Source organism: Floricoccus tropicus, from assembly GCF_001832905.1.
Classification (GTDB): Bacteria; Bacillota; Bacilli; order Lactobacillales; family Streptococcaceae; genus Floricoccus; species Floricoccus tropicus.
The window spans coordinates 32,732-59,262 of record NZ_MKIR01000021.1 but is presented as its reverse complement, the minus strand read 5'-3'; the positions used below and the strand labels follow the sequence as shown (position 1 = coordinate 59,262).

The following is a 26,531-nucleotide window of genomic DNA, read 5'->3' as shown; positions in this document are numbered from 1 at the left end:
AAAGTGATGAAACAGAAAGAGGTTCAAAATGGAAGAATATTTGGAACAATTAACGAGTAAAAATAGAGATTATTTTCATACTGTAATTAGACAATTAACTGATGCTGGTAAATCTGATGAAGAAATTAAGACTATCTTAGAAGATGTGGTACCTAGCATAGTTGAAAAACAAAAAAGTGGTTTAACTGCCCGTGCGCTACTAGGAACTCCTACTGCCTACACTGATCAATTTATTGAAAAAACTACGGCTAGTGGCAAAGCTAATGATAAGCCAAAAAATACTAATAAATATTTAATGTGGCTTGATAGTTTCCTTCTTTTGATGGGTGTACTTGCTGTAGTTAACGGTGCTGTAGGTATATTTAGCAAGACTCCTCAAACATATGGTATTGTTACTCTTGTTCTTATGAGTGCTGGAGCTGCTGTGGTTATGTATATAATGTACAATAATTACTACAAAGCACAAACTGAAAAAAATGGTAGCCGTTGGAAATCATTTGCTATACTAACATTGGCTATGTTTGCTTGGATTGCTATATTTATCCTTGCTTCTCTATTACCTAAATCATTTAATCCTTCACTTTCTCCAATAGCTACTCTAATAATTGGTGCTGCTGCACTTGGTATTCGTTATTTACTTAAAAAACGATACAACATTCAAAGTGCAATGGACGGAAGCCAAAGACAAAATTAATTTTTTAAACTAGGACGGTCAAATTGGCCGTTTTTTTATTTAAACTTTTAGTAACAAATAATATTTCGAAAGATAAAAAGACCATATAGTTTAATCATCTGATTTAAACTATATGGTCTTTTAAATTCAAAGTTTGAACAATCAGTTCAACACTTCTTATTGTCTGATTTGATAATCGAATGCTCCAAGGGCTGCTGTTGCACCACTTCCCATTGAGATGATAATTTGTTTATAAGCCGAATCTGTACAGTCTCCTGCAGCAAAGATTCCTGGAACATTAGTTTGTCCATGCTTATCAACAATTACTTCTCCACGTTCGTTTAGTTCTACTGCTGTGTTCTTCAACCATGCTGTATTAGGAAGAAGTCCGATTTGAACAAATATTCCTTCTAAAGCAATTTCATGTTCTTCGTTTGTAGCACGATCAACATAAACGATTGATTCAACAGCATCACTTCCTTTGATTACTTTTGTTGCTGCATTCAATGTAACTGAAATATTATCTGTATTAGCAATCCTGTCTTGTAGGACTTGGTCCGCACGCATTTCTGGTGCAAACTCAAGTATATAAACATGTTTAGCTATACCAGATAAATCAATTGCTGCTTCGGCACCAGAGTTTCCCCCACCAATTACAGCTACATTTTTACCCGCATAGAATGGCCCATCACAGTGAGGACAATAAGTAACCCCTTTATTACGGAATTCTTCTTCACCAGGTACATTCATATTGCGCCAGTGAGCACCTGTTGAAATAATTAATGATTTAGTTTCTAGCGTTGCACCACTTTCAAGTTCAACCTTTATTAAATCATCTTCTTTTTTAACATCAGTTACTTTTTGGCCTTTCATGATATCAACTTCATATTCATTAACATGAGATTCAACAGATGACATCAATTGTGGTCCTTCAGTATAGATAGTACCGATCATATTTTCGATACCAACTGTTTCAACTACTTGTCCACCAAATTTTTCAGCAACAATACCTGTTTTAATACCTTTGCGGGCAGAATAAATTGCTGCACTAGCACCAGCAGGACCACCACCAATTACCAAAGTATCAAAAGTTTCTTTACTAGCAAACTCTTCAGTATCAAAACCTGCAACCTTGTCAACTAGTTCTTCAATGGACATACGTCCACCAGCGAATTCTTCACCATTTAAGAAAACTGTTGGAACAGCCATAATTCCATTAGCATTAACTTCATCTTGGAACATTCCACCTTCAACCATAGTATGGCTGATATTTGGGTTTGTCACTGACATAATATTCAAAGCCTGAACAACATCAGGACAGTTGTGACAAGTTAAGCTTACATAAGTAACAAACTTAAGATTTTCTTTGATAGTTTTAATGCGCTTGATTACTGAATCATCAACTTTGGGTGCACGACCACTTACTTGAAGTAATGCAAGGATAAATGAAGTAAATTCATGGCCTAATGGAAGACCAGCGAATGCTACTCCGCTTATTTCACCTGGTTTGTTGATTTCAAATGAAGGTGTGCGTTCTAAAGAAGTTTCTTCAAGAGAAAGACGTTCTGACATTTCAACAATTTCTGTTAAAAATTCTCTTACTTTTACTGAATTTTCACTAGAATCTAGGCTTGCTTTGAAGACAATATCCGATTCTAAAAGTTGCAAATATTGAGCTAACTGTTTTTTAATTTCTGTATCTAACATGTCAGATTACCTCAACCAATCTATATTTTTCCAACTAAATCAATACTTGGAGCTAGAGTTTCTTCTCCTTCTTTCCATTTAGCAGGACAAACTTCACCTGGATGTTGGCGAACGTATTTAGCAGCTTTAACTTTGTCGATTAAACCACTTGCATCACGACCAATACCATCAGCATTGATTTCCACTGTTTGAATGATTCCATCAGGATCAATGATGAATGTTCCACGTTGTGCAAGACCATCTTCACCAAGAACTTCAAAACCTGCTGAAATAGCATGTGATGGGTCACCAATCATAATATATTCGATTTTACCAATTTTATCAGAATCATCATGCCAAGCTTTATGAACGAAATGAGTATCTGTTGATACTGAATAAACCTCTACTCCTAGACCTTTTAATTCTTCATATTGATTTTGTAGGTCTTCTAATTCAGTTGGACAAACAAATGAAAAGTCTGCTGGGTAGAAACATACTACGCTCCATTTACCTTTTAAATCTTCACTTGTTACAGTGATAAATTCCCCATTGTGGTAAGCATCTGCTGAAAATTCTACGATTTCTTTTCCGATTAATGACATTATAATTCCTCCATTTATATTAGTAATATTGTTAATTTAGTTACAACTTAACTATAAAGAATGATAACGTTTTCGTCAAAGATAATGCCTATAAAATGATTCACAATTTTTACCAAAACACGGTGATTTAAGATGTTTTTTTGTGATTTTTGGTATTTAATTTTTTTGTAAATCATAAACTTAAGGGTAGAAAAAGACTTGCCTCAACAAGTCTTTTTAAGCTCATGCTTCTTTTTTCTTCAATTGCTTACTACGTAATTGACCACAGGCTGCATCAATATCAGTACCATGTTCTTGACGAACTACACAATTAATACCATTTTTCTTTAAGATATCATAAAAACGCATAACGTCTTCTTTGGAAGAACGGCTATATTGGTCGTGTTCGCTAACCGGATTGTATGGGATTAGATTAACATAAACAAGTTTTTTCTTATCTTTAAGAAGAGTTGCAAGTTCTTGTGCATGTTCAGGACGGTCGTTTACTCCACTTAACATAATATACTCAAATGTCACACGACGGTTTGTTTCTTCAATGTAGTAATCAATAGCTTCGAACAATTTTTCAATCGGGAAGCTACGGTTAATACGCATTATGCTAGTACGAACGTCATTATTAGGTGCATGAAGACTTACAGCAAGGTTAACTTGTAACCCATTGTGGGCGAATTCGCGAATTTTTGGTGCTAGACCACTTGTAGAAACAGTGATATGGCGAGCTCCAATCGCAAGTCCATTATCATCATTTATTGTATATAAGAAGTTCATTACATTGTCATAGTTATCAAATGGTTCACCAATACCCATAACAACAACATGACTCACGCGCTCGTCGTTACCACGCTCGTCAAAATATTTTTGAACTAACATAATTTGCGCTACAATCTCACCAGAAGTCAAATCGCGTTGCTTTTTAAGAAGTCCACTTGCACAGAAAGTACATCCAATATTACATCCCACCTGGGTCGTTACACATACAGATAAACCGTATTTTTGACGCATCAAAACTGTCTCAATCAAAAGACCATCAGGAAGTTCAAAAAGATATTTTACAGTTCCATCAGCAGATTCTTGCACAATTCTTTGCTTAAGTGGGTTAATAATAAAATTTTCATCTAATTTTTCAATTAAATCTTTAGATAAATTACTCATTTGAGAAAACTCATCTACACGTTTACGGTAAAGCCACTCCCAAATTTGTTTAGCTCGGAATTTCTTTTGTCCATTTTCCAATACCCAGTCAGTAAGCTCGGCAAGTGTTAATCCATATATCGAAGGTTTCATTCTAAATTATTTTTTCCTTTGTCTTTAGTCAATTTCATCAGTTTATCACTTTTATCGGATATTGACAACAGGTTAGTTCGAACCCTTGTCCTCTTTTTGAACAATAGTAAAGCTATGTCTTTCCTTTTTAACCTTACTTATCTGTACATTTTTTTCTGATACCTTACGACTATGATGCGGTTTCTTCTCTTCAATCTTATAAACTTTTTCTTCAGTGTAAGCTACTTTATTATTAGGATTTTTCCTTCTATTTGGCCTTTTCTTATGTGTGGAAGAATTACTTTGCTGCTCATTTTTTCTATTATCTTGTGAACTTGAAACATTCGACTCTTGCTTTTTATTATCTTGATGATTTGATTTATTATTTGGTTTGCGATTTCTTCGACTATTATTAATATTTCGATCACCTCTACCGGGCCTGAAATCTTTATCCTTTACTTCCTTACTTTCTTGTCCACGAAGTCTTTTGATAATAAAGAAGGCACACCCATAGTTACAATACTCATCTATATAATCTTGAACTGATGATATCTTTTCTTCATCTGACATCTGTTTTCTAGATGTTGAATAAAAACCTTTAAGGCGGAGCTGCTCGTGCCCCCAATCACCAATGATGTAGTCATATTTAGTAAGAACTTCTGAAAATCTTTGCTCTAACTTTTCAGCATCGAAACCATCACGGTAATTATATACAAGGTTAAAAACTTTTTCGCCAATTAATACCTGTTCCTTATTTACAACAACATGTTCGCCAGGAAAACGATTATAATTCATCATTTCTTCTGATATTTCTTTTTTAGCCATGATTTCCTTTCAAATAATTATATACTATTTCTCTTAAAAATTTTGGAAAGAGAATCTCTGCTTCACCACTATTCTTTAGGCTAGGAAAGTACTTAGCAAAGTAATATTGGTCAGGCACGACAAACTCATATTCTTTTTCATCTTCAATCTCTTGACCTTGGTACAAAAATTCTTCTTTATAATTGTATACTTGATATGACATTCCATAAAGGATTAAATCACCAAAATATATACCCCTAAAGCCCATTCCATGTATTTGTTGGGTTTTTAAAAGACTGGCTACATTAGTAACTTCAGGTAAAATCTCTTTTAATTCTTTTCCGCTAACCTTATATCTGACAAGTCTCATTGAATGAGGTAAAATCTCAAGTAATTCTTGCGGGCTAATTTCTTGTGGAAAATCATATACAATAAGTCCACTATTTAAAATAGCAGCAGGAACGTCTGCATAATCACAAAAAATTCTTGCCAATAGATTTGATGCTTCAAAATCAGGGGCGGTATTTGTTAAAGCATGTCCAAAGGATATGTGCTCTTTTTCTGCGAGGAGTTTTTCTCCTCGGATTTTCCATGAATTAATAGTAGTCAAATCTGGCTTTTCTGCGGGAAGAGAATTAGTTGGAACAGCATGAATATCTGATGAAATAAGCCTTTTTTGTTCATCAAATTCCAGAGTAATTTCCCCAATATATTCACCGTAACATCCAGCAGCAGCTAATAAAGTTCCATTTTTTTCCACCCCGACTTCAAAAACATGATGGGTATGGGCACCTAAAATTAAATCAATATCATATTCATTAGCAATTTTTTCATCATATCTTACTCCAAGGTGACTAAGGAGAATTGTAAAATCACAGTCCAGTGTGGGTAGAACCCTGTCTAAACTTTCTAGAGGATCCTCAATGTCCCAGCCAAAGGGAATATAGGCTAGAGGGTACGGATATGTCAAGCCAAGAACTCCAATCTTTAACCCAGTCTCAGTTTCAACAATCATTTTTTCAATCGCCCATTCTGGTTCCTGTCCATTATCCTTGATATTAGATAAAATTATTGGAAAATTAGCCTCATCATACAGGTGATCCAGGGAATCATGCTCAAGACTTAGCCCTTCATTATTTCCAATTGTTGCACCTGTAAGATTCAAGCGATTAAGTAATTTTATATTTGCTTGACCAAGAGTCGCTTCTGTCCAGGGATGACTTCTATCAACATTGTCACCGATATCAAAAGCCAAGGTAGTCCCTTCTGTATGACTTTTGAAGAAACGCTCAATCTTGGGAAATTTTTCAAAATGAGAATGAAGATCATTTATATGTAAGATTTTAATTTGCTCCATGGTTAATAACCCCGTTAATTTCTAATCTTCCTTATTATATCATAAAGAATATGTGACATTGACATCTTTACTTTCATTTTATGTATCATATTACTTATATTTTTCCTTAATAATCGCAAAGAAATGTAAGCCCTATCTTTTCATTGACTAATTTTATAAAAAAATGCATAATTAAGTTAATAAATAATAAGGAGCATTCATATGGATTTAAAAGACTTAGAAAAATTGGGTAAAAATTTCCTTCCTGTAGATTTATCTAAACAAATCGAAACTTTAACTGATGGATTACCACAAGGAGTTAAAGATGCAATCAATAATGTAATTAAGACATTATCTCCAGCTCAATTAGCTAAACTTGCTTCTACTGTTCTTAAAAACTTCTCACCTGATGATTTAGCAGGTAAAAAAGTTAGCAAGGGTGAAGTTGCTAGATTCTTATCAGATGCAATCAAAGATGCTTCTCCAGAAGATGCTGATAAAATTATTGATGCAATTAAAGAATCTGAATTAAGTGAATAAATATCAAGAAAGGGGCATTTGCTCCTTCTTTTTATTTTTATAGAGTTTTTTGAAATATTAAATTTATTTTTCAATTTAAAAAAATACTACACTTTTTTGCTCAAACAATATATAATAGTAAAGTTGCCAAGGAACATGCTAATGTTCTTTTTTACTTGAATAACAAGAAACAATTTGAAACAAATCTTTAATCATATTTAATTGTACTTTAAGTTAAAAGTGGTAAACTTAGCAAAAGAATTCTTTTATTACTAAAAGGTTCTCTATAAAAAAATAAATACAAGAAAAGGACTTCAAAACTATGCAAAAAATTAACCCCAAAGAACTAGAAATTCTGGATATCTTATGGAATAAGGCCGTTCCAATGACATCAAAAGATATTCTTGAAGCAGATTCAAACCTTGTTATGAGTACAATTCAAAGTACCTTAAAGAAACTTTTGAAAAAAGAACTAGTTGTTGTTGATGGTATCACATACAGCGGGACTGTTCTTACACGTACTTATGTACCAACTGTTTCTCAAGAAGAATTTGTACTCAAACAATATGAAGGTCTAAAAGTTAAAAACTTAGTATCTCTTCTGTTAGGTGGGACTGATAAACAGGAAGTCAAAAAAGAAATTTCTGAAATTGAAAAACTTATCAAAGATAAGAAGAAAGAACTTTAATATATGATTATTAGTTTATCTACTATATTTACTAGAACGGTAATCAATTCACTTTTACTCGTAGTAGTAGTCATAAGCTTAAAAAATCTTAACAGAAATAGGATATTTAATACTAATATCCTATTTTTCATAATCTCACTTTCCATTCTAATGATAACCTTCCCCTTGGAGTTCGGTTATACAATAACTATTCCTTCCAAAACGGTTATGCCTCGGATACAAGACCTATTCACTGCTGATGTATTTCAGATAAAAGGAGTTGAGATTAAGGGCTATATGATAATCTTTGCTACTTGGATAATTGGAAGCTTAGTAAAACTTACAATTTTAATTAGACAAAGTTTAAAGCTACACTCTTTTGCGAAACTTTTTTCAAAAAAAACTGATAAAACTAACGTAAATGGACGGACTGTAAATATCTTACATCTTCCAGTTATCGATTCACCAAGTGTTGTTGGTTTAATAAATCCTACAATTATTATACCTGATATCAATCTTAGTAAAGAGGAGTTCGACTTCATAATAAATCATGAAGTATTACATATTTCAAATTTTGATTTAGTTATAAAGTATCTTTACGAATTTATAATGGTAGTATATTGGTGGAATCCTCTTGGGTATATCTTTAAGGACAAGATGGACCAAATATTAGAAATAAGAGTTGATGAAGGTGTTCTTGAAAAAAACAATACCGATGAAGACAAAATCAAATACGTGGAAACATTACTAAATGTTAGTAAACAGTTACAAACTAATGATGAAGCAGCTCTTGCTTCATATTTTGCTGCATCAGGAAATAAAGATTTATTGCTAGATAGATCAAAAAATATCTTAAATTACAACAAAAGAAAATCTAATAATAAGTTTGTCAAATTCATATTCGCTCCACTACTTTTGCTAGGGTTTTTCCTTTTGTCTTCAATTGTTTTTGAACCATATACACCAGCTCCTGAAGGAGTGGAATTTTTTGAATTACCTTTTGATCCTAAAATTTCTTATATAGTTAAAGACGGGGAAGACTATTCATTCTGTCTAGATAACTTTCCTATTTACAAGACAAATAAAAGAGAAGCGAAAAAATTAATGAAGCACCAAAGGTTAAGAGGATTAAAAATATATGATAAAGCAAAGGATCAACTGCCTGCAGATATAAAAGTTGTACCTTCTGAAGATTATTTTGTAAAAAACAATGGTAAGTACGATTACTATCCCAATGGTAAATTTTCCGTTTCTTTCAATGAGGATGACTTCAAAGTTATTAAACCCACTAAGAATTATAAACATATGAAAGTATATGATAAAGTTCCTAATTGAGTTCATTAGTTATAAAGGAATATAGATTTAAGGTATTAAATTATGTAAGCTCTATATTCCCTTTCATTTGTGTCAGATCTTCTGTACAAAAGTTTTAATCACATTAGTGTCCTAGCAATGCAAGTTTCATTTTATTTATATTATGAAGAAATATTAAATTTATTTTTCAATTTAAAAAAACACTACACTTTTTTGATCAACCAATATATAATAGTAAAGTTGTCAAGGGACAGATTGCTGTTCTTTTTTACTTTAGTAATAAAAAAACAACTTGAAACAAATTTTCCGAGTACAATTAATTGTACTTTATGCCAAAAGTGGTAAACTTAATAAAAGAATTCTTTTATTATTAAAAGATTCTCTATAAAATAAACAAAAGAAAAGGACTTCAAACTATGCAAAAAATTAACCCCAAAGAACTAGAAATTCTGGATATCTTATGGAATAAGGCCGTTCCAATGACATCAAAAGATATTCTTGAAGCAGATTCAAACCTTGTTATGAGTACAATTCAAAGTACTCTAAAAAAACTCTTGAAAAAAGAACTAGTTGTTGTCGATGGTATAACATACAGCGGTACTGTTCTTACTCGTACTTATGTACCAACACTTTCTCAAGAAGAATTTGTACTTAACCAATACAAAGGCCTTGATGCAAAAAATCTTGTTTCATTACTGATTGCCAATACTGATGAAAGCAACCGCAAAGCTACGATTTCAGAAATCGATAAAATTGTAAAAGAAGCAAAAAAATCACTATAGTCATACCCCAGACTATTTAATCTAGGCTTCCCCCTTATCACCGCCTAGACTAAAAATTAAACGATCAACAGTCAAATGACTGTTGATCGTTTTTAATTATTTTCATTAATCAATCCAAACCAAATAGAATCATGATACTTTCCATTATGCACTAATGCTTCTTTAAAGTAAGCTTCTTTTAAAAATCCAAGTCTTTGAGCAACTGCTTGACTTTTAATGTTTTGACTATCCACTTCAATATAAATTTTATGTAAGTCAAGAATATAAAAACCATAATTTATTATCGATTTGCAAGCCTTGGTTACTATACCATAGCCTTGCCACTTACTTGAAATCCAATAACCAATTTCTGCTCTTCTCTGTTTATGGCTGATGTCATGTAAGTCAATTGTTCCTACAACCCTGTCATCAACAAGAATACATAGTGTAAATAGCTTCTTTTCAATCATTTTTTTCTGCACATATTCAATAAAGTTTTCTTCATCTTCAAGTGTCTTTGTCTTTTCTGGAATCGGCAACCACTCTTGAATACGATCATGTTCGTCCTGAATTATTTGAAACAAATCCTGTGCATAAACTTTTTCAGGTAAGACTAATTTACAAATATGATTACCTTTTATCTCAAATGAATCAAATACAAACATAAGTTCTCCTTAAAATAATTTGAAAGCTTAATTAATTCATCTTATAGCAAAAGATGTAAACATCATGTCATCTTCCAAAGTGACTTCCCTATAGGCTTCATACTCTGCTTCCCCATGGAAAATAATCTCTATATTTTCAAATCCATGTTTTCGATACAAATTTTGGATTTCTTCATACGAATAAAAACTTTTCCATACTAATTCCGATCCTTGTAAAGCTTCAAGTTGGAGTCTTACGGTTTCATTTCTTGGTGGTTGAAATACACTTTTGTTCATGAAGTCAATTACGAAGTGACTTATATTAATATTCTTATCAAAAAAATCCAGTGTATGATCTATAGATTCCTTACTAATATAAAATGATGCACCAATCCACAATACACATGTTTTTTTCTTAATATCAAAACCTTCTTCAATAAGATTTGCTAAAAGTTCATCATTGACGTCTTTTTCCAAATTACATTGAAGAATTTTAGTTTTAGTTTTTATTCCTGCGTATTCATATATATTTAGGATATCATCCTTACAAATATCAAGACCATATGATTCCTTATCTTGCAAGCACCCCAGCGCATCTGCCTTGGTATCAAGACCTACTGACACAATTAGCAGTTGTTCGAATTCTGTAGCATGTTTTTTTAGCCACTTAATTACACATTTATCCTTTGCGATAACTGACCTGAACACCCACTCATTATTACTATCACTATTACCTATAAACTTCTGCAGATCTTTAAATTCATCCAAATCCTCAAATTTTTCAACTAGTTTTGTAGAATAAGGATCATCTCCATATCTACTACGACTCATTGGCATAGCTAGCATACTAACATCAATTGGCTTCTTTTTCATAGTCCTTCTCCTCTTATATATGTATAACTTTAAAGATTCTACATCTAATATTATATCACAGATTGATTTTAACAAAACACAAAATTGATATGTAATTAACAAACTTATAAAAAATAAGATAAGGGTATTCATACATATCCCTTATCTTATTTTTTAGACATATATCTTATCTATTTTCTTTCAAATACTTAAGAGCATCTTCGACATTTTTAACTGGAATAATTTTCATATCAGTTTTCAACTTTTTAGCGGCATCGAGAGCTTCTTGATAATTTGATTTAATTTTTGGATCTGCTTTTTTCATATCCGAAGTGATTTCATCATCTGGCGCAAAGAAGATTTTAGCACCACTTTTACTTGCAGTAGCAATCTTCTTATCAATACCACCTATACGACCAACACTCCCATCGTTTTCAATAGTCCCAGTACCAGCAATTTGACGATTATTTCGTAGGCTTTCCCCTGTAATTTGTTCATAAGTTTCTAGAGTAAACATGAGACCAGCACTAGGTCCACCAATTGCGCCAGCATCTATTGTTACTTCAGGCGTACTCTTGACTTCAGTTCTATCAACTAGAGAAATCCCTATCCCATTCTTACCATTTTTTAATTTAATAATCTTTCCTGTTGCTTCTTTCTCTTGACCACTATCAAGGAAAGTTATTTTAACTTCATCTCCAACTTTTTGTCCACCAACATAGTCAATCAGCTCTTTAGAAGATTTAAAATCTTTTCCATTAACTTTTGTTAAGGTATCCGCAACATGTAATTCATTTTTAAAAGTTGAATCATCGGTAACCTCCAGTACATAAACCCCCTTATACTGTAAATCAAATGGTTTATTTGCCAACTTGAAAGCTTGATAAATTGCCATATTCTGGGCATTTTCCATATAAAACATGCTCATTCGGTTGTAGTCTTCATTACTAGACGTCCCCATAAGTTCTTTAGCAGTATAAATATCTGCAAAAGGACTTAGCTTAGATCTAATCATACCTGCAAGATTTGCTTTACCAATTTGTACTGTAGTTAAATAAAAACCACCTTTTTCTTTATCATTATTTTTTCCATCCACCTTCACCATAGGTGCAACATTTTCAGTCGTACCTGGTACTTCAATATAATAATCTGATAATGGAAATAAAAGTACAATTGCAATAATCATTGCTAGAATAGTGAATAAAACACCTTTTGAAAATTTAAATTTTTTATTTTTTTCTTGAAATTCAGTTATGGGATTTTCATTCTCACTCATTGATTTTCTCCATCTCTCTTAAAATTTCAGTCGGTAAGTACGGACTAACATCTCCACCAAGTTTAAAAATTTCCTTAACACGAGTACTATTTATATATTCTAATTCAGGTCTTGCTACCAAAAGAATAGTTTCAACACCTGTCATTTGGCGATTAAAAAAGACCATTTCGCTCTCATAAGCTAAATCCTGTGCATTCCTAACGGATCTAACAAGGGAAGTTACACCTAGTTTTTTAGCAATATTTACTGTTAAATCTTTTTCGTGGACAATAACCTTAACATTTTTAAAAGAAGCAACTTCTTTTTCAATCATCGCCTTTCTTTCCTCAGTTGTGAAGAGAGGGTTTTTACTGTCATTTTTGAAAATGCCAACATAAAGAATATCAAAAAGTTTACTAGCTCTTTCAATAATATCTAAATGTCCGTTAGTCAATGGATCAAAGGTCCCTGTAAAAAGACCAATCTTTTCTTTGCTAGTCATTTACTTGCTCCATATCTTTATTATTTTCTTCTTCAACTTGATCTAAAACTTTCTCGTAAATAGAAATTTTGCTGATTCCATAAATTTTCTGTTTTATTAGTTCAAAACTTCCAATTTCATTAGATAAATCAACGCTTTTGTCAGTTTCACATACAATGATAACATCATCACTAAGCATATCTTTATCTTGTAAAAATTGAATATTATTTTCTATCTCTTCTTTAGCATAGGGTGGGTCAAGAAGAACTAAGTCAAATTTTTGACCCTGAGTTGCAAGACTATTCATTGCTTTTTCTGCTGGCATCTTAAGAAGAGTAAATTTACTATCTTCCTTAGTCATCTTGATATTCTCCATGACTATTTTCTGCGCACGAAAATCTTTTTCGACCAAGACAGCCTCGTCCATCCCTCGACTAACTGCTTCAATGGAAAGACCTCCACTACCTGCAAAAAGATCTAAAGCCCTACCACCATTGAAGTAAGGACCAATCATATTAAAAATGGCACCCTTGACTTTATCGGTCGTTGGACGCGTTGTTTTACCGTCAAGCGCCTTAAGTGGGCGCCCTCCATAATCACCTGCAACTACTCTCACAGTTTTACCACCTTGTACAAATTTATTTACTTATTTTAGCACAAATTCCTAATGTTTTCTTAAATAGAAACAAAAAATGCCTCGTAACTTTGTGAAACGTGACTACTGACTAATCATATTAAGAAAATTTTCCTTATCTCTTTGGTTTTTTATGATAATAGGATTTTTGATTTCATAATCATTTATTCTTTGAGCAACTTTTTCATCGTAAGTCCAAGAAATTTTCAAAAAATCAAGATATTCCTTATCAAATTTCTCTGAAAAGTTTGAAGCCATATCTGGACGATTTTCTTTTGAAACACGACGTTTTAAACTACGCTTAAGGATTCTATAGATTCTTTTATGTCTTGGAATTTGAATTACAACAACAATTACATCATCATAAGATAATCTTTTTTCAATAGTTGAATTAAAATAATTACCATCAATTACCCAAGACTCATTCTCTTCCATGAATTTTTCTTGCTCTTTGATAAACCAATCTATAGCCTCATCACTATAATCTGTTGTATGCCATAGTTTGTCCAAGTGAAGAATCGGAATTTGAGCTAACTTCTCTATCTCACGCGCAAGAGTTGATTTCCCAGAACCTGGTGATCCTATTAAAATTATTTTCATAAATTTTCTACCTGCCATTCCTAAGAAAAGTGTTTATAAACTTTTCCTTATCCTTCTTATTTCTGATGATTATGGGATTAACAATTCCTAATTCTTTTTCCTTACTTTCAAAATTCTTGTCGTAATTCCAAGCAAACTTCAAGAAATCAAAATACTCCTTATCAAATTTTTCTGAAAAATTAGAGGCCATGTCTACTTGGCTCTTTTTAGACAAACGTCGCTTTATGGAACGTTTAATAATTCTATAAACACGCTTATATTTAGAAATATTTAATAAGACTACAGTATCAGCGTACTTGAGCCTTGTGTCCATTGAACCGAAATAATTTCCATCAACAATCCATGAATCATGACTGGTCATAAATTTTTCTTGCTCAGAAATGAACCACTTTTCAGCCTCTTGACTATAATCCGTTGTATGCCAAATCTTATCCAAATGTAAGATGGCAATATCAGAAACTTGTTCAATTTCATTTGCAAAAGTTGACTTACCAGATCCTGGCGAGCCAATCAATAGTATCTTCATAATCATCACCTCCTTTTATTGGAAGTTAATTATACCTTAAATTGTATATAAAACATATAAAAAACTGCTCATCAAAGCAGTTTTTTTATCTTATCCAAGTAAATATCCATATAAATCATCATCTATTGTATCGATAAACTCAAAATATGTCTCAACAACATCTTCCTGGCTTCCATCATGTTTATCTATCTTACATTCTCGGATGGTTTCAAGAAGTGGTCTTGCTCGTCCAACGAAATATGAGTCACTTTCCTTTTCGGCATCCGACTTTTTGATAAAGACGTAGACTTCCATCCCGTTATTCTCATAGTCTAAAAGCGCCTTGATTTCAGGACTATTAAGATTTCTTTTACGCTTGCTATACCAAGAAACTTTAGATTTTCCGATAAACTTATTAACATATTTAATCTGAGTACTTGTTGATTCCTCAGTCTTTGTCATAGTCAAGAAAATCATCATTTTCTTCTTATCTGGTCTTATTTTATAGCCAGCAATAGCCAAATCAACTTCTTGGTGGTCAAAGTTAAGAAATCTAGTAACATCACGTTTTTCATATTTTTGACCTTGTGTCATAACTTGTCTATTATCAAAGTTGTGGTTTTTGACTTTTGCAGTAGCAAGATAATCCCTTAAGTTTTCAATAAAATCTGGATTTTTCAAGGCAGAAATTAAGGCATCAGATTTTGATATAAGTTGTGACTTTTCATCATATTTGATAAAAGGAACTGAGTAAACCTTTTTATAAATAGATGTCCAGAACGTCATGTTTAAAACCTTAATTAGGGTAGCAAAAGTTTCTTCATCCATTAGAATATCTAAATCATGACAGAGGGTAAAGAAATTATCTTTTGATATGTTCTCTTTTTCCATTAAATATTCGAGTAAGAGTAATTCTCCTTTTGATTTTCCCTTTAGAAGTTCACGACCAAAAAATCTTAGCATGATAAATTCATCTTCATCTAATTTACCATCATAATCTAGTTCAATCTTCCTTAACAAGGATGGATAGCTATCAAATTTTGTGGCGAGAATGAATGGGTCGACTTCCGCAAATTTTTCAAAATCAAGTAGCTTAGGAATTTTCCCCAAACGATTTTTCAACCGGTTATAAGAATCACGGAGGAACTTGACTGAATCAAGTTTTACCGAATTTATAGACTCGTATATTTTTTCCTTGGCGATAGCTTCAAAGTTGATAGATGAAAGGCCAGATAGATAGTTTGTCGCAAAGAGGTCGCGACGAAGCGAATCCTTACTTGCAGTGTTGTCACCAGTCAGAGCCTGAGGAATCAGATAATTATTTTTATAGTTACCGATGAAGTCAATAATGACAGTGTAATCTTTGGAATAATGTTTTCTAAGTCCTCGTCCGAGCTGCTGAATAAAGACAATATTAGACTCCGTATTTCTCAGCATAACAATCTGATTGACGCTTGGAATATCAATACCTTCATTGAAAATATCTCGAGTAAAAATGTAGTCAAGCTGCCCCATTTCAAGAAGTTCAATCTGTCGCTCCCGTTCAAGGATAGAATCATTTCCAGAGAGGTAGCTTGTTTTATAACCACGCTCATTGAAAATCTCACTCATAGCGCGTGATTCATCAACGCTTGAACAGAAAACTAGACCTCGAACCTTATCTCCTGATACACCATAGTAGCTAATTTTGTCCAAAAGATAATCTACTCTTTCCTCACTTATTAAACGACTGAGACTAGCTGTATCATCTATAAAGTCACCATCTTTTTCAAAGTCAGTTACTCCGTAGTAATGAAAGGGAACGAGTAAATCTTCGTCCATTGCATCTTGAAGTCTTATTTCATAAGCTATGTTGTAGTCAAAAATTTGAAAAATATTAAAATCATCTGTTCTTTCAGGAGTTGCTGTCATCCCTAGCAGAAATTTAGGGTGGAAATAATTCAAAATATCAAGATATGATTTTGCTCCTGCCTTATGAACCTCATCAATCAAAATATAATCAAAGTGGTCTCTGGCAAAACTTGATAAATTTTCTTCCTTTGAGAGTGATTGTACTGTCGCAAAAATATATTTAGATGATAGGTCTTTTTGCGTACCTGTGTAAAATCCATAGTCACTAACAAAGCCGCCCAGTACATTTTTAAAGGACTCCATGGCGTCCTTTAAAATCTGTTCCCTATGGACAATGAAAAGGATCTTATCAGGCTTTGCTTGTGCAACATCTAATGCTGATAAGTAAGTCTTCCCTGTCCCGGTTGCTGATATTAAAAGTGCTTTTTCTTTTCCATCCTGTCGCAAAAGTTCAAGATTATCAAGAGACTTTTTCTGCATAGAATTTGGAGTAATCTCTAATTTTTCAAGTTCACGGGGAACTTGGTTTGATACTGAATTGAATTTCGGCCAAATATAATTTTTTTCATATTCTTTTAACCATGAATCTGTAAGTTCATTGGATGAATTAAAAAGTTTTTCAAATTCTTTTTCCAGTTCCTTGGCTGTATTTCCACTAATTTTTGAGGTAAATCTAAAATTCCATTCAAAATTAGTTTTAAGGGCCGTATCCGTTAAATTAGAAGAACCAATAATATAAGAGTTATAGTCTTTTTTCTTGAAAAAATATCCCTTAACATGGAACCCTTCTAAATTCGAAACTCGCACTTCAAGGTTAGGAATCTTTAAGAGTTCACGAAATACTAATGGATTATTAAATCCTAAGTATGTTGAGGTAACAAGCCTACCTGAAATACCCTTATCAGCTAAATCTGACAAAGTAGTTTTCAAGAGGGCTAAACCAGCCTTTGTAACAAAGGCAGTAGATATATCAAAAGTCTGACAGTCTTCCAAGTCGCGAAGTACTGCAGCAAGAACCGTCTCTTTGCTTTCTCTATCGTTTTTAAGTAATTTTGGCGCGTGGATACTATCTGCCTGACCACTGCTACCATCTATATAGGCCTTACTCAATGCCTGCATCATCATGTCTTGTTCATTCATGAATCTATCTTATCAAGAAGGCATGAAAAAAGCTAGAAATTTCGACCCCTCAAGGTTAAATCTCTAAGCTTTTTTTATTAATTAGTTAAAGAGATAGTACCCCAGTTAAAAGAAAACCAACATCAAAAACGTTAAAAATCAGTCATTATACAAAACTACATTTTCTTCATTAAAATCGACATCTTCGTAATTATATTGTATAAATCTTAAAGAGAGACTTGTATACTTATAATCTGATATATTAAAGTCTAATGATGTTGCTATGCCATTCTTTTCCATTTGTTCAATAGTTGTACACTTTAAAGCTTTATCTAGACTAGCTATATAATCTTTATATTTTTTTTCGTTAGTATCTGCATCATAATATTGCGCCATACCGATCGTTACCTTAACATTTTGAACACTGAATTTTTTACTTGAGCCATCTTTATAAAAAATTTCTGCATTATTTATTGATAATTTCACCTTATCATAATTCTCATTTTCAAGATACTTAATTACCCATATCTTATCTTGTAAGTTTTTTGTAAAATCTTGATAAGCGATATCTTCTAATTTACCTTCAGCATTTGAGAACCTTTTTTTGACATTTCCATGTCTTTCTAGAGCTTTGGATCCATCTTTATACCAGTGATCACTGAAGTCACCTTCCATATCTGGCATATTATAATTTGAAAAATATCCATCTTCATAATTAAATTTAAGTCTTAAAGGCCAAGAGAGATTATTTAGATTTACAATTTTTCTATTATAGTTTAATAATTTAATTTGTGTTACCTGTAGATTATCTTTAGAGGAATAAGGAAGTACTAAACCTTTTTTTATTTTTAATTTCGGGACATACTCAGGTACTTCTTGGACGTCTATATGTCTGTAGTTTCCATCCATTGAATAATCCACTGTTCTTAAATAAATTAAAATTGGTAAAAGAACAATAACTGTAAGAATAAAATATAGCTTTTGTTTTTTTATCATAATACTCCCAAATATAAAAATAAAACTGCATATACCAATAATAAGACAAATCCCGTGACCATACTTGATTTATCATTTGTATTATTTCCTGATATTACTAAAACAACCCCGAATATAACTAAAAATAATAATAATAAAATCATAGCTCCTCCATATTATAAAAAATGAGTAGTGAAAAAGTTTTCATTTCACTACCCTTAATTTTACTCTTCAATTTCTTCATCACTCCAAAGCTTTTCACTTATATTAAAAGCAACGGTTGTTGATGCAACAGATAAGACTAAACCACTTATACCTAATCCAATCTTGCCTTGACCAATTAATATTACACTTACTATAACGATAGATAAACATACTGCAATTGAAATCAGCAATTGTAACTGGCTAGCATTTAAAACAGGACTTTTCTTTTCTTCCATCTCATTACCTCTCTTTTAATATTTTATTGTTCAAAATTATTTTAAACTTCTTAAGTCCATATTAAATTTCATTATTTTCCATAATAAAGATCCAGCAATAGCAAACGTCGGTAGACCAAGTAAGTAATTTTCTTTCCCTAAAAATACCACACTTACTGCTGACATAATAAAACACACTATCATCATAAAAAATAAATAAATTTTCAAAGCTTTACCCATATTTCATTTATCCTTTCTTGATAGATTGTGATTACATAAAATATTCATCACTAATCCTTACATTATGCACTACATCATCTTCTTTAAATATATTTTATCAAGAATACAATCAAGTAATCTGACATTTATAATATCAAAACTTACAATTTTGTAAGAATTCTTTGCTTACACATTATTCTAAGAGATATACATATCATCCATTTTAAGTGCATTAATTACTGAAACTACTCCCAATAGTGCACATATAACTCCTAAAAATCTATGACTGTTCCAAAAACAGATTATACTTGCTACTAGCATTAAAACAAAAGATATTAAACTAAATAAAAAATTTATTTTTCGAATCTTCTTTACTGATAACATTCTAGTTTGATTTTCCACAATAGTATGTCCCCCAAATACATATTAAATCTATTTACTAATAAGTAAGTATAATAAATTATTTAGTATTATTTATTATCTTATCTTAAAAGACTAAAAGACAATCCCGGACACGATATGATTATGTCCTTACATATTTTTATTCCAATTATCTTTCACACAATTTCCAAGACTTTATTTTATTGAAGTATAACACAATAAAATAAATAAAAACAAGTTAAAATCATAAGTGGTTATTTTTTAATCATGAAAGGTATAAAACGGCATAGAAAAACTATCCTCATTCTCACAAGGATAGTTTTTTTAATTATAAGCTTTCTAATTGTTCAATACGTTCTTTTGTCGCATTGAATTTTTCTTGATAGTCAGCTTGTTTTTCTTTTTCTTTTTCAACTACTTCTGGTTTAATATTGGATTTGCACTTCTGCTGAAATATACCATCTAAAATTTCCTATTCTTTATATATGATCTTTTTTCTATATAATACTGTTAATTAGTTCAAATTAAACAAATAGGTCATATTTTATAATAAATAATCTAACGTTTAAGCTGAAAATCGTACCTTTTAAGATATTATACTATTTTTACTTATAAGAATAGTAAAATTTATTTATATATTTTATTTAATAATTGTGTAAGGTAGAGTCAATACAAAAACCTATAGTGTTATCAATTACACTTAAACAATGAAACAAAATTGAAATATTAGACACTTAAAAAACTTTTATGTAATATTATTGACATAAAACTAAATGAGTGCTAATATTCAATTATAGAATGAAAGCTTGAGAGGAAATAAGAATGAAAAAAGTAAGTAAGTACTTATTACTAAGTGGAGCAGTTTTAAGTCTAGCTATCGGTATCGACAAGAGCCAAGATGCTTTTACAATTATTGCTAGTGCTGAGACAAGTAATAGTCAAAATCAAACTGTCAACTCAATTGATGATAAGCTCAAAGACGAAAATGAAATATCAACTAAAAATGAAGATAATCCATCAGAAATAAAAAATTCATCTACTAATGCCATTCAAAATTCTGATAAGGAACCTAAAGATAATAAGGATGTGTTATCTGATGATGATATTAGAAAGGATGCATTAACTTCAACTTATAACGTTGAAGAAAATATAAAGCCATCTCTAGCAATGGATGCATGGACGAGAGTCCCTGAACAAGGAAAATATGTTTTCAAAAATAAGTGTATAATCAAAGATTCACCAACTAAAAATGGTAAAATAATTACCTATTTTGATAAAGGAATGAGCGTCAATTATGATAGTAAGGTTTCAATTGATGGTCAAACTTGGATAAGCTATGTTTCCTTTGGTGGAAACAGATATTATGTCCAAATAGATGAACAAAAACCCGAACCTAAACCTGATAATGAATGGAAATTAGTTCCTGAGAACGGGACATATAAATTCACTTTCTCTTGTCCTATAAAGTCTGAACCAAAGAAATCTAGTTCTACTGTTGCAACATATGAAAAAGGTATGACTGTTAATTATGATAATAAAGTAACTTACGATGGTGCTGACTGGATTAGCTACATAGCTTCAAGCGGTGCAAGGAGATATGTACAAATTAGCCAAAACAACGAACAGGCTGCGGATGCTAAATATAAAGTAGGTGACATTGTTCAACTTGGTAGTGGTGCGCGATATGAATCAAACGGTAACAATATATCAGAACGTCAAGGTTGGATTGGTACAATTAAAGAAGTCAGAGTTGATAAAAAGAGTCACTCTAACTACTCTTATAAAATAGTCTTTAGTAGTGGTAGTGCTACACTTCAAAATAATTACGTTTTAGAACAAGATATTCAAAAACCAACAAAATCTCCTAAATACCAAGTAGGCGATAATGTTCAACTTGGTAATGGTGCGCGTTATGAATCAGATGGTAACAATATTTCAGCACGCAGAGGTTGGATTGGTACCGTTAAAGAAGTTAATGTAGATAATATGAGTCATTCTAATTATTCTTATAAAGTTGAATATAAGAATGGAAATCTCAATACTTGTATTTTGGAACAAGATCTTCAATTACCAAAACCAGATTCTAATTCCTCAGATGCTAAATATAAAGTAGGTGACACTGTTCAACTTGGTAGTGGTGCGCGTTATGAATCAAACGGTAACAATATATCAGAACGTCAAGGTTGGATTGGTACAATTAAAGAAGTCAGAGTTGATAAAAAGAGTCACTCTAACTACTCTTATAAAATAGTCTTTAGTAGTGGTAGTGCTACACTTCAAAATAATTACGTTTTAGAACAAGATATTCAAAAACCAACAAAATCTCCTAAATACCAAGTAGGCGATAATGTTCAACTTGGTAATGGTGCGCGTTATGAATCAGATGGTAACAATATTTCAGCACGCAGAGGTTGGGTTGGTACCGTTAAAGAAGTTAATGTGGATAATATGAGTCATTCTAATTATTCTTATAAAGTAGAATATAAGGATGGAAATCTCAATACTTGTATTTTAGAACAAGATCTTCAATTACCAAAAGAAGGTTCTAAGCCTAACGACACATGGAAATTAGTTCCAGAAAGTGGAACATATACATTTACTACAAGGACTGGTGTTAAAAATGAACCTAAAAAATCTAGTCCCGATCTTGCATTCTATGATAAAGGGATGACAGTAGTTTATGATAATATAGTGACAAACGACGGTGTTAAGTGGATAAGTTATATTGCTGGAAGCGGGGCAAGACGCTATGTTCAAATAACTACCGATTCTAGTGGAAATAACAATCAAAATAAAGGAATGACCATAGTAAATGGTATCTTGATAGTAAATAAAAAGAATTCAATTCCTTCCACTTATGCACCTGGTGAAAATTCAGAGGCTATAGCTAATCTTAGAAAATTAATTTCAGCTATGAGAGCAAGTGGAATGGACGTTTCAAATTCATACAGTGGTTATCGTAGCTATGCAACACAAGCTCAACTATACCAAAGTTATGTAAATAGAGATGGTAAAGCCGCTGCCGATACATATTCAGCTCGTCCTGGATTTTCAGAACATCAAACTGGTTTAGCCTTTGATTTACTTCGTAGTGATGGTTCATTAATTGTGAGTGCTAGGGAATCTAACTGGATTGCTCAAAATGCTCATAAGTATGGGTTCATCGTTCGTTTTCCTGAAGGAAAAGATTCAATCACTGGTTATCAATATGAACCATGGCATGTTAGATATGTTGGAAACAAGGCAACAAGTATTTATAACTCAGGTAAAACTCTAGAAGAGTATCTTGGAGTGCCTGGTGGTGGATACAGATAATAGTATTATCTAACTCTCCATCAAGTATTAAAAAAAGGCTTTAAGTGGCGAAATTAATTTGCGCACATAAAGTTTTTTTTTTTATTATAATTATTTATACTGAAATCAAAGCCTTACTTAACCTCGTAATATAAATATTATAAAATCCCATTTAAAGTAATATAAAATGGAGTTTTTACGTATACTATAAGCTTTCTAATTGTTCGATACGTTCTTTTGTCGCATTGAATTTTTCTTGATAGTCAGCTTGTTTTTCTTTTTCTTTTTCAACTACTTCTGGTTTAGCATTAGCTACAAATTTTTCGTTAGCTAATTTTTTACCAACCATATCTAGTTCTTTTTGCCATTTAGCCAGTTCTTTGTTAAGACGAGCTATTTCATCCTCAACATTGATAAGATCCGCAAGTGGTAGATAGATTTCTGCATCTGTTATGACAGCACTCATCGCTTGTGCAGGCGCATCCACATCTGAGCTAATTTCTAAAACTTCTGGATTTGTAAATCTTCTTAGGTAATTTTCATTAGCTTTGAAGAACTCTTCAATTTCAGGAGTTTTTGTTTTGATTAAAATAGTAATCGCCTTACTTGGTGCTACATTAACTTCAGCGCGTGAATTACGTACACTTCTGATAACTTCCTTAAGTACTTCGACACCTTGTGCAGCTTGAGCATCATCAAATTCAGAACGAACTTGTGGATATTTTGCTGTAACAAGCGTTTCCTCAGTATGCGGAATATTTTCAAAAATTTCTTCAGTTACGAATGGCATAATTGGATGTAATAAACGTAAAATCTGGTCTAAAACATGAGTTAGAACTGAACGAGTAACCTCTTTTTCAGTCTCATCTTCGCCGTAAAGAACTTCTTTTGTAAGTTCGATATACCAGTCAGCAAATTCATCCCAGATGAAGTTATAAAGAGCACGCCCTGCTTCACCAAACTCAAACTTATCAAAGTTTTCTGTAACACGTTCAATCGTTTCATTTAAGCGAGTTAAAATCCAACGGTCAGTTACATTTCCAGCTTCTTTATTAGCCACTTTTTCAAGATTAGCTTGAATATCTTCAAGTGTTAAGCCTTCATTATTCATTATGATGTAACGGCTTACGTTCCAAATCTTATTGATGAAGTTCCATGAAGCATCCATTTTTTCATAAGAGAAACGAACGTCTTGGCCAGGTGCTGATCCGTTAGATAGGAACCAACGAAGGGCATCTGCACCATATTTTTCAATGACATCCATTGGATCAATTCCATTACCGAGTGATTTAGACATTTTACGACCACTCTCGTCACGAATTAGTCCATGCATTAAGACATCTTTAAATGGTCTTTCATCCGTAAATTCTAAGGCTTGGAAAATCATACGACTTACCCAGAAGAAGATAATATCATATCCTGTAACAAGAGTGTTCGTTGGATAGTAACGTTTGAAGTCCTTTGCTTCTGTATCAGGCCAACCCATAGTAGAAAATGGCCATAGTGCACTTGAGAACCAAGTATCTAGTACATCTTCATCTTGAGTCCAATTTTCAGCATCTGCTGGTGCGTCCATACCAACATACATTTCTCCAGTTTCATTGTGGTACCATGCTGGAATTTGATGACCCCACCATAACTGACGAGAAATTACCCAATCGTGTACATTTTCCATCCATTGGATAAATGTATCATTAAATCTATCTGGGAAGAAGTTAACTCTATCTTCAGTTGCTTGATTTTCAATAGCCTTCTTAGATAGCTCTTCCATCTTAACAAACCATTGAGTAGAAAGTCTTGGTTCTACTGGAACACCCGTACGTTCTGAATGTCCTACACTGTGGACCATTGGCTCAACTTTAACTAAATGTCCTTTTTCCTCAAGGGCTTTTACTACTGCCTTACGAGCAGCAAATCTATCCATACCAGCAAAATCACCTGCAAGCTCATTCATAGTACCGTCAGCATTCATAACATTTACTTGAGGTAAATCATGACGACGACCAACCTCAAAGTCATTTGGATCATGAGCTGGTGTAATTTTTACGACACCTGTTCCAAATTCAGGATCAGCATGTTCATCTCCTACAATCGGAATAGCTTTATTCACTAAAGGTAGAATTACATTTTGTCCGATAAGATCTTTATAACGAGGATCTTCTGGGTTAACTGCCACTGCAGTATCACCAAACATTGTTTCAGGACGAGTAGTTGCTACTTCCAGAGTTCCTTGACCATTTTCAAGGTCATAGGTCATATGATAGAAAGCACCTTCAACATCCTTGTGTATTACTTCGATATCGCTTAGAGCAGTACGAGCAGCAGGATCCCAGTTGATAATGTACTCGGCACGGTAAATTAATCCTTTATTATAAAGGTCAACGAATACCTTACGAACAGCCTCCGAAAGCCCTGCATCAAGAGTAAAGCGTTCACGAGAATAGTCGAGTGAAAGTCCTAGTTTACCCCATTGTTCTTTGATGGTAGAAGCATATTCATCCTTCCATTCCCAAACTTTTTCGATGAATTTTTCACGTCCAAGGTCATAACGAGTTATACCTTGTTCACGCAAACGTTCCTCAACCTTAGCTTGAGTAGCAATACCCGCATGGTCCATACCTGGTAACCATAAAGTATCAAAACCTTGCATACGTTTTTGACGGATAATCATATCTTGTAAAGTTGTATCCCAAGCATGTCCTAAGTGAAGCTTACCTGTAACATTTGGTGGTGGAATAACAATGCTATAAGGTTCAGCATTTACATCGCCTGATGGTTTAAAAACATCAGCTTCTAACCATTTTTCATAACGCCCTGCTTCAACTTCAGCAGGATTGAATTTTGTCGAAAGTTCAGTCATATATTTCTCCTTTTAGTTTAGGTTTAATCCATTAATTTTAGTATCAAAAAGTTCTTTAAAATACTTCTCTTCTGCTTGATTGTCATTGAGATTTCGGTAAAAAGTAAAGCCATCATCTCCTACAAACTCAAGCATATCAGATAAAATTTCTGAATCCCCATCAAATATTCCATATTTTTGTTCATCCTGTATAGCTTCTACAGTGTGTAGAATATGAAAAGTTAGATAATCTTCATCATCGGTTAGAAAACTTTCTCTATCCGTAGCAAATTTATCTTGAATACTTTTGGGAAGAGCATCTTTTCTAGCTTGATTTCCAAGTGGATTGCCAGATCCTGCTGAATACTTCATGTAAGTTTTAATGCGATTATACATTCCTTCTTCATGAAAAGCAGAACCTATATATCTACCACCATCTATAAATTCAAGCATATAAATGCCGTGTAAGTTTTTAAGCTTTTTTGATAATTCAGATTCATATCCATAAACTGCTAAATATAAATCTTCAGAGTTGTAGCTGTAATTACTAGCATCTGAGCTATTAAGATAGTCTTCTGCGTATTGTTTCATTCTTGTCATTTTACCTTCTTATTACAATAAAATAATAAAGAAAAGCACCCCAACTATATATAAAATATAGTCAGGGTGCTTCACGCACGGTACCACCTGTATTGTGATTATGTCCTTTACATGAACAAGTAATCACCACTCAATTTTATTATTTTAATTTAATCACAAGCAACCTTCATTTACCTTTGATAGAACTTTTCAGCAACCAGTTCCTCTCTCAGATCTCCCGTAAACTACTCCTCTTGAT

General features: G+C 32.5%; 23 protein-coding genes and 1 pseudogene. 6 read left to right on the top strand and 18 right to left on the bottom strand.

Going from position 1 to position 26,531, the window contains the following annotated elements:
* Positions 1–28 precede the first annotated feature (28 nt).
* A complete protein-coding gene (locus BG261_RS06585; RefSeq protein ID WP_070792439.1) occupies positions 29–694 on the top strand; it encodes a DUF1129 domain-containing protein in 666 nt (221 codons plus the stop codon).
* 156 nt (positions 695–850) lie between these two features.
* Here BG261_RS06585 and ahpF read toward each other — a convergent pair whose 3' ends face one another.
* The 5 genes from ahpF to BG261_RS06560 all read right to left on the bottom strand — a co-directional run bounded on the left by ahpF (position 851) and on the right by BG261_RS06560 (position 6,385).
* Positions 851–2,380 carry an alkyl hydroperoxide reductase subunit F gene (gene ahpF / locus BG261_RS06580; RefSeq protein ID WP_070792437.1) on the bottom strand — a complete coding sequence of 510 codons (1,530 nt, stop codon included), beginning with the start codon at positions 2,378–2,380 and terminating at the stop codon, positions 851–853.
* Positions 2,381–2,400: 20 nt separating this feature from the next.
* Positions 2,401–2,961 carry an alkyl hydroperoxide reductase subunit C gene (ahpC, locus tag BG261_RS06575; protein ID WP_070792435.1) on the bottom strand — a complete coding sequence of 187 codons (561 nt, stop codon included), beginning with the start codon at positions 2,959–2,961 and terminating at the stop codon, positions 2,401–2,403.
* A 222-nt stretch (positions 2,962–3,183) separates the two neighbouring features.
* Positions 3,184–4,245 (bottom strand): dual-specificity RNA methyltransferase RlmN, encoded by a 1,062-nt coding sequence (gene rlmN, locus BG261_RS06570; protein WP_070792432.1) that lies wholly within the window; start codon positions 4,243–4,245, stop codon positions 3,184–3,186.
* A 72-nt stretch (positions 4,246–4,317) separates the two neighbouring features.
* Positions 4,318–5,049, bottom strand: a complete 732-nt coding sequence (locus BG261_RS06565; RefSeq protein ID WP_070792430.1) for a YutD family protein — start codon at positions 5,047–5,049, stop codon at positions 4,318–4,320.
* Positions 5,042–6,385, bottom strand: coding sequence for a bifunctional metallophosphatase/5'-nucleotidase (locus tag BG261_RS06560; RefSeq protein WP_070792429.1), 1,344 nt, complete (start codon positions 6,383–6,385; stop codon positions 5,042–5,044). Before BG261_RS06560 ends, BG261_RS06565 begins: the two co-directional genes overlap by 8 nt.
* A 201-nt stretch (positions 6,386–6,586) precedes the next feature.
* Between BG261_RS06560 and BG261_RS06555 the strand changes: the two genes are divergently transcribed.
* From BG261_RS06555 to BG261_RS06540, 4 genes are all read left to right on the top strand, one after another.
* Positions 6,587–6,904: a hypothetical protein gene (locus BG261_RS06555; protein WP_070792426.1), complete on the top strand. Its 318-nt coding sequence runs from the start codon at positions 6,587–6,589 to the stop codon at positions 6,902–6,904.
* 301 nt (positions 6,905–7,205) lie between these two features.
* Positions 7,206–7,571 carry a BlaI/MecI/CopY family transcriptional regulator gene (locus tag BG261_RS06550; protein ID WP_070792425.1) on the top strand — a complete coding sequence of 122 codons (366 nt, stop codon included), beginning with the start codon at positions 7,206–7,208 and terminating at the stop codon, positions 7,569–7,571.
* 3 nt (positions 7,572–7,574) lie between these two features.
* On the top strand, positions 7,575–8,885 hold the full coding sequence (locus BG261_RS06545; RefSeq protein ID WP_075201851.1) for a M56 family metallopeptidase: 1,311 nt from the start codon (positions 7,575–7,577) through the stop codon (positions 8,883–8,885).
* 395 nt (positions 8,886–9,280) lie between these two features.
* On the top strand, positions 9,281–9,646 hold the full coding sequence (locus tag BG261_RS06540) for a BlaI/MecI/CopY family transcriptional regulator (RefSeq protein ID WP_070792421.1): 366 nt from the start codon (positions 9,281–9,283) through the stop codon (positions 9,644–9,646).
* Positions 9,647–9,738: 92 nt separating this feature from the next.
* Here BG261_RS06540 and BG261_RS06535 read toward each other — a convergent pair whose 3' ends face one another.
* The 11 genes and pseudogenes from BG261_RS06535 to BG261_RS11680 all read right to left on the bottom strand — a co-directional run bounded on the left by BG261_RS06535 (position 9,739) and on the right by BG261_RS11680 (position 19,146).
* Positions 9,739–10,290 (bottom strand): GNAT family N-acetyltransferase, encoded by a 552-nt coding sequence (locus tag BG261_RS06535; RefSeq protein WP_070792418.1) that lies wholly within the window; start codon positions 10,288–10,290, stop codon positions 9,739–9,741.
* Positions 10,291–10,326: 36 nt separating this feature from the next.
* On the bottom strand, positions 10,327–11,142 hold the full coding sequence (locus BG261_RS06530; RefSeq protein WP_070792417.1) for a class I SAM-dependent methyltransferase: 816 nt from the start codon (positions 11,140–11,142) through the stop codon (positions 10,327–10,329).
* A 166-nt stretch (positions 11,143–11,308) separates the two neighbouring features.
* A complete protein-coding gene (locus BG261_RS06525; protein ID WP_083318288.1) occupies positions 11,309–12,397 on the bottom strand; it encodes a SepM family pheromone-processing serine protease in 1,089 nt (362 codons plus the stop codon).
* Positions 12,390–12,878 carry a pantetheine-phosphate adenylyltransferase gene (gene coaD / locus BG261_RS06520; protein ID WP_070792415.1) on the bottom strand — a complete coding sequence of 163 codons (489 nt, stop codon included), beginning with the start codon at positions 12,876–12,878 and terminating at the stop codon, positions 12,390–12,392. Before coaD ends, BG261_RS06525 begins: the two co-directional genes overlap by 8 nt.
* A pseudogene (gene rsmD, locus BG261_RS06515) lies at positions 12,871–13,479 on the bottom strand (16S rRNA (guanine(966)-N(2))-methyltransferase RsmD); the annotation flags it as partial. The pseudogene rsmD and the gene coaD, both read right to left, overlap by 8 nt.
* A 96-nt stretch (positions 13,480–13,575) precedes the next feature.
* Complete coding sequence (locus tag BG261_RS06510) at positions 13,576–14,091, bottom strand: AAA family ATPase (RefSeq protein ID WP_070792482.1); 516 nt, start codon at positions 14,089–14,091, stop codon at positions 13,576–13,578.
* Positions 14,092–14,098: 7 nt separating this feature from the next.
* Positions 14,099–14,617: a P-loop NTPase family protein gene (locus BG261_RS06505; RefSeq protein ID WP_070792411.1), complete on the bottom strand. Its 519-nt coding sequence runs from the start codon at positions 14,615–14,617 to the stop codon at positions 14,099–14,101.
* Between the two features lie 90 nt (positions 14,618–14,707).
* Entirely contained in the window at positions 14,708–17,587 is a 2,880-nt protein-coding gene (locus tag BG261_RS06500; protein WP_070792409.1) for a DEAD/DEAH box helicase, read from the bottom strand.
* A gap of 138 nt (positions 17,588–17,725) precedes the next feature.
* Positions 17,726–18,562 carry a hypothetical protein gene (locus BG261_RS06495; protein ID WP_070792407.1) on the bottom strand — a complete coding sequence of 279 codons (837 nt, stop codon included), beginning with the start codon at positions 18,560–18,562 and terminating at the stop codon, positions 17,726–17,728.
* A 203-nt stretch (positions 18,563–18,765) separates the two neighbouring features.
* Positions 18,766–18,981, bottom strand: a complete 216-nt coding sequence (locus BG261_RS06490; protein ID WP_070792405.1) for a hypothetical protein — start codon at positions 18,979–18,981, stop codon at positions 18,766–18,768.
* 36 nt (positions 18,982–19,017) lie between these two features.
* Entirely contained in the window at positions 19,018–19,146 is a 129-nt protein-coding gene (locus BG261_RS11680; RefSeq protein WP_267887302.1) for a hypothetical protein, read from the bottom strand.
* A gap of 1,236 nt (positions 19,147–20,382) precedes the next feature.
* On the opposite strand from BG261_RS11680, the gene BG261_RS06475 reads away from it, so the two are divergent.
* Positions 20,383–22,875 carry an SH3 domain-containing protein gene (locus BG261_RS06475; protein ID WP_070792400.1) on the top strand — a complete coding sequence of 831 codons (2,493 nt, stop codon included), beginning with the start codon at positions 20,383–20,385 and terminating at the stop codon, positions 22,873–22,875.
* Positions 22,876–23,059: 184 nt separating this feature from the next.
* Here the strand turns inward: BG261_RS06475 and BG261_RS06470 are convergent, their stop codons facing one another.
* Together BG261_RS06470 and BG261_RS06465 are read right to left on the bottom strand one after the other, a co-directional pair.
* Positions 23,060–25,714, bottom strand: a complete 2,655-nt coding sequence (locus BG261_RS06470) for a valine--tRNA ligase (RefSeq protein ID WP_070792397.1) — start codon at positions 25,712–25,714, stop codon at positions 23,060–23,062.
* A gap of 12 nt (positions 25,715–25,726) precedes the next feature.
* Positions 25,727–26,293 carry a GIY-YIG nuclease family protein gene (locus BG261_RS06465; protein WP_070792395.1) on the bottom strand — a complete coding sequence of 189 codons (567 nt, stop codon included), beginning with the start codon at positions 26,291–26,293 and terminating at the stop codon, positions 25,727–25,729.
* Positions 26,294–26,531: the final 238 nt, after the last annotated feature.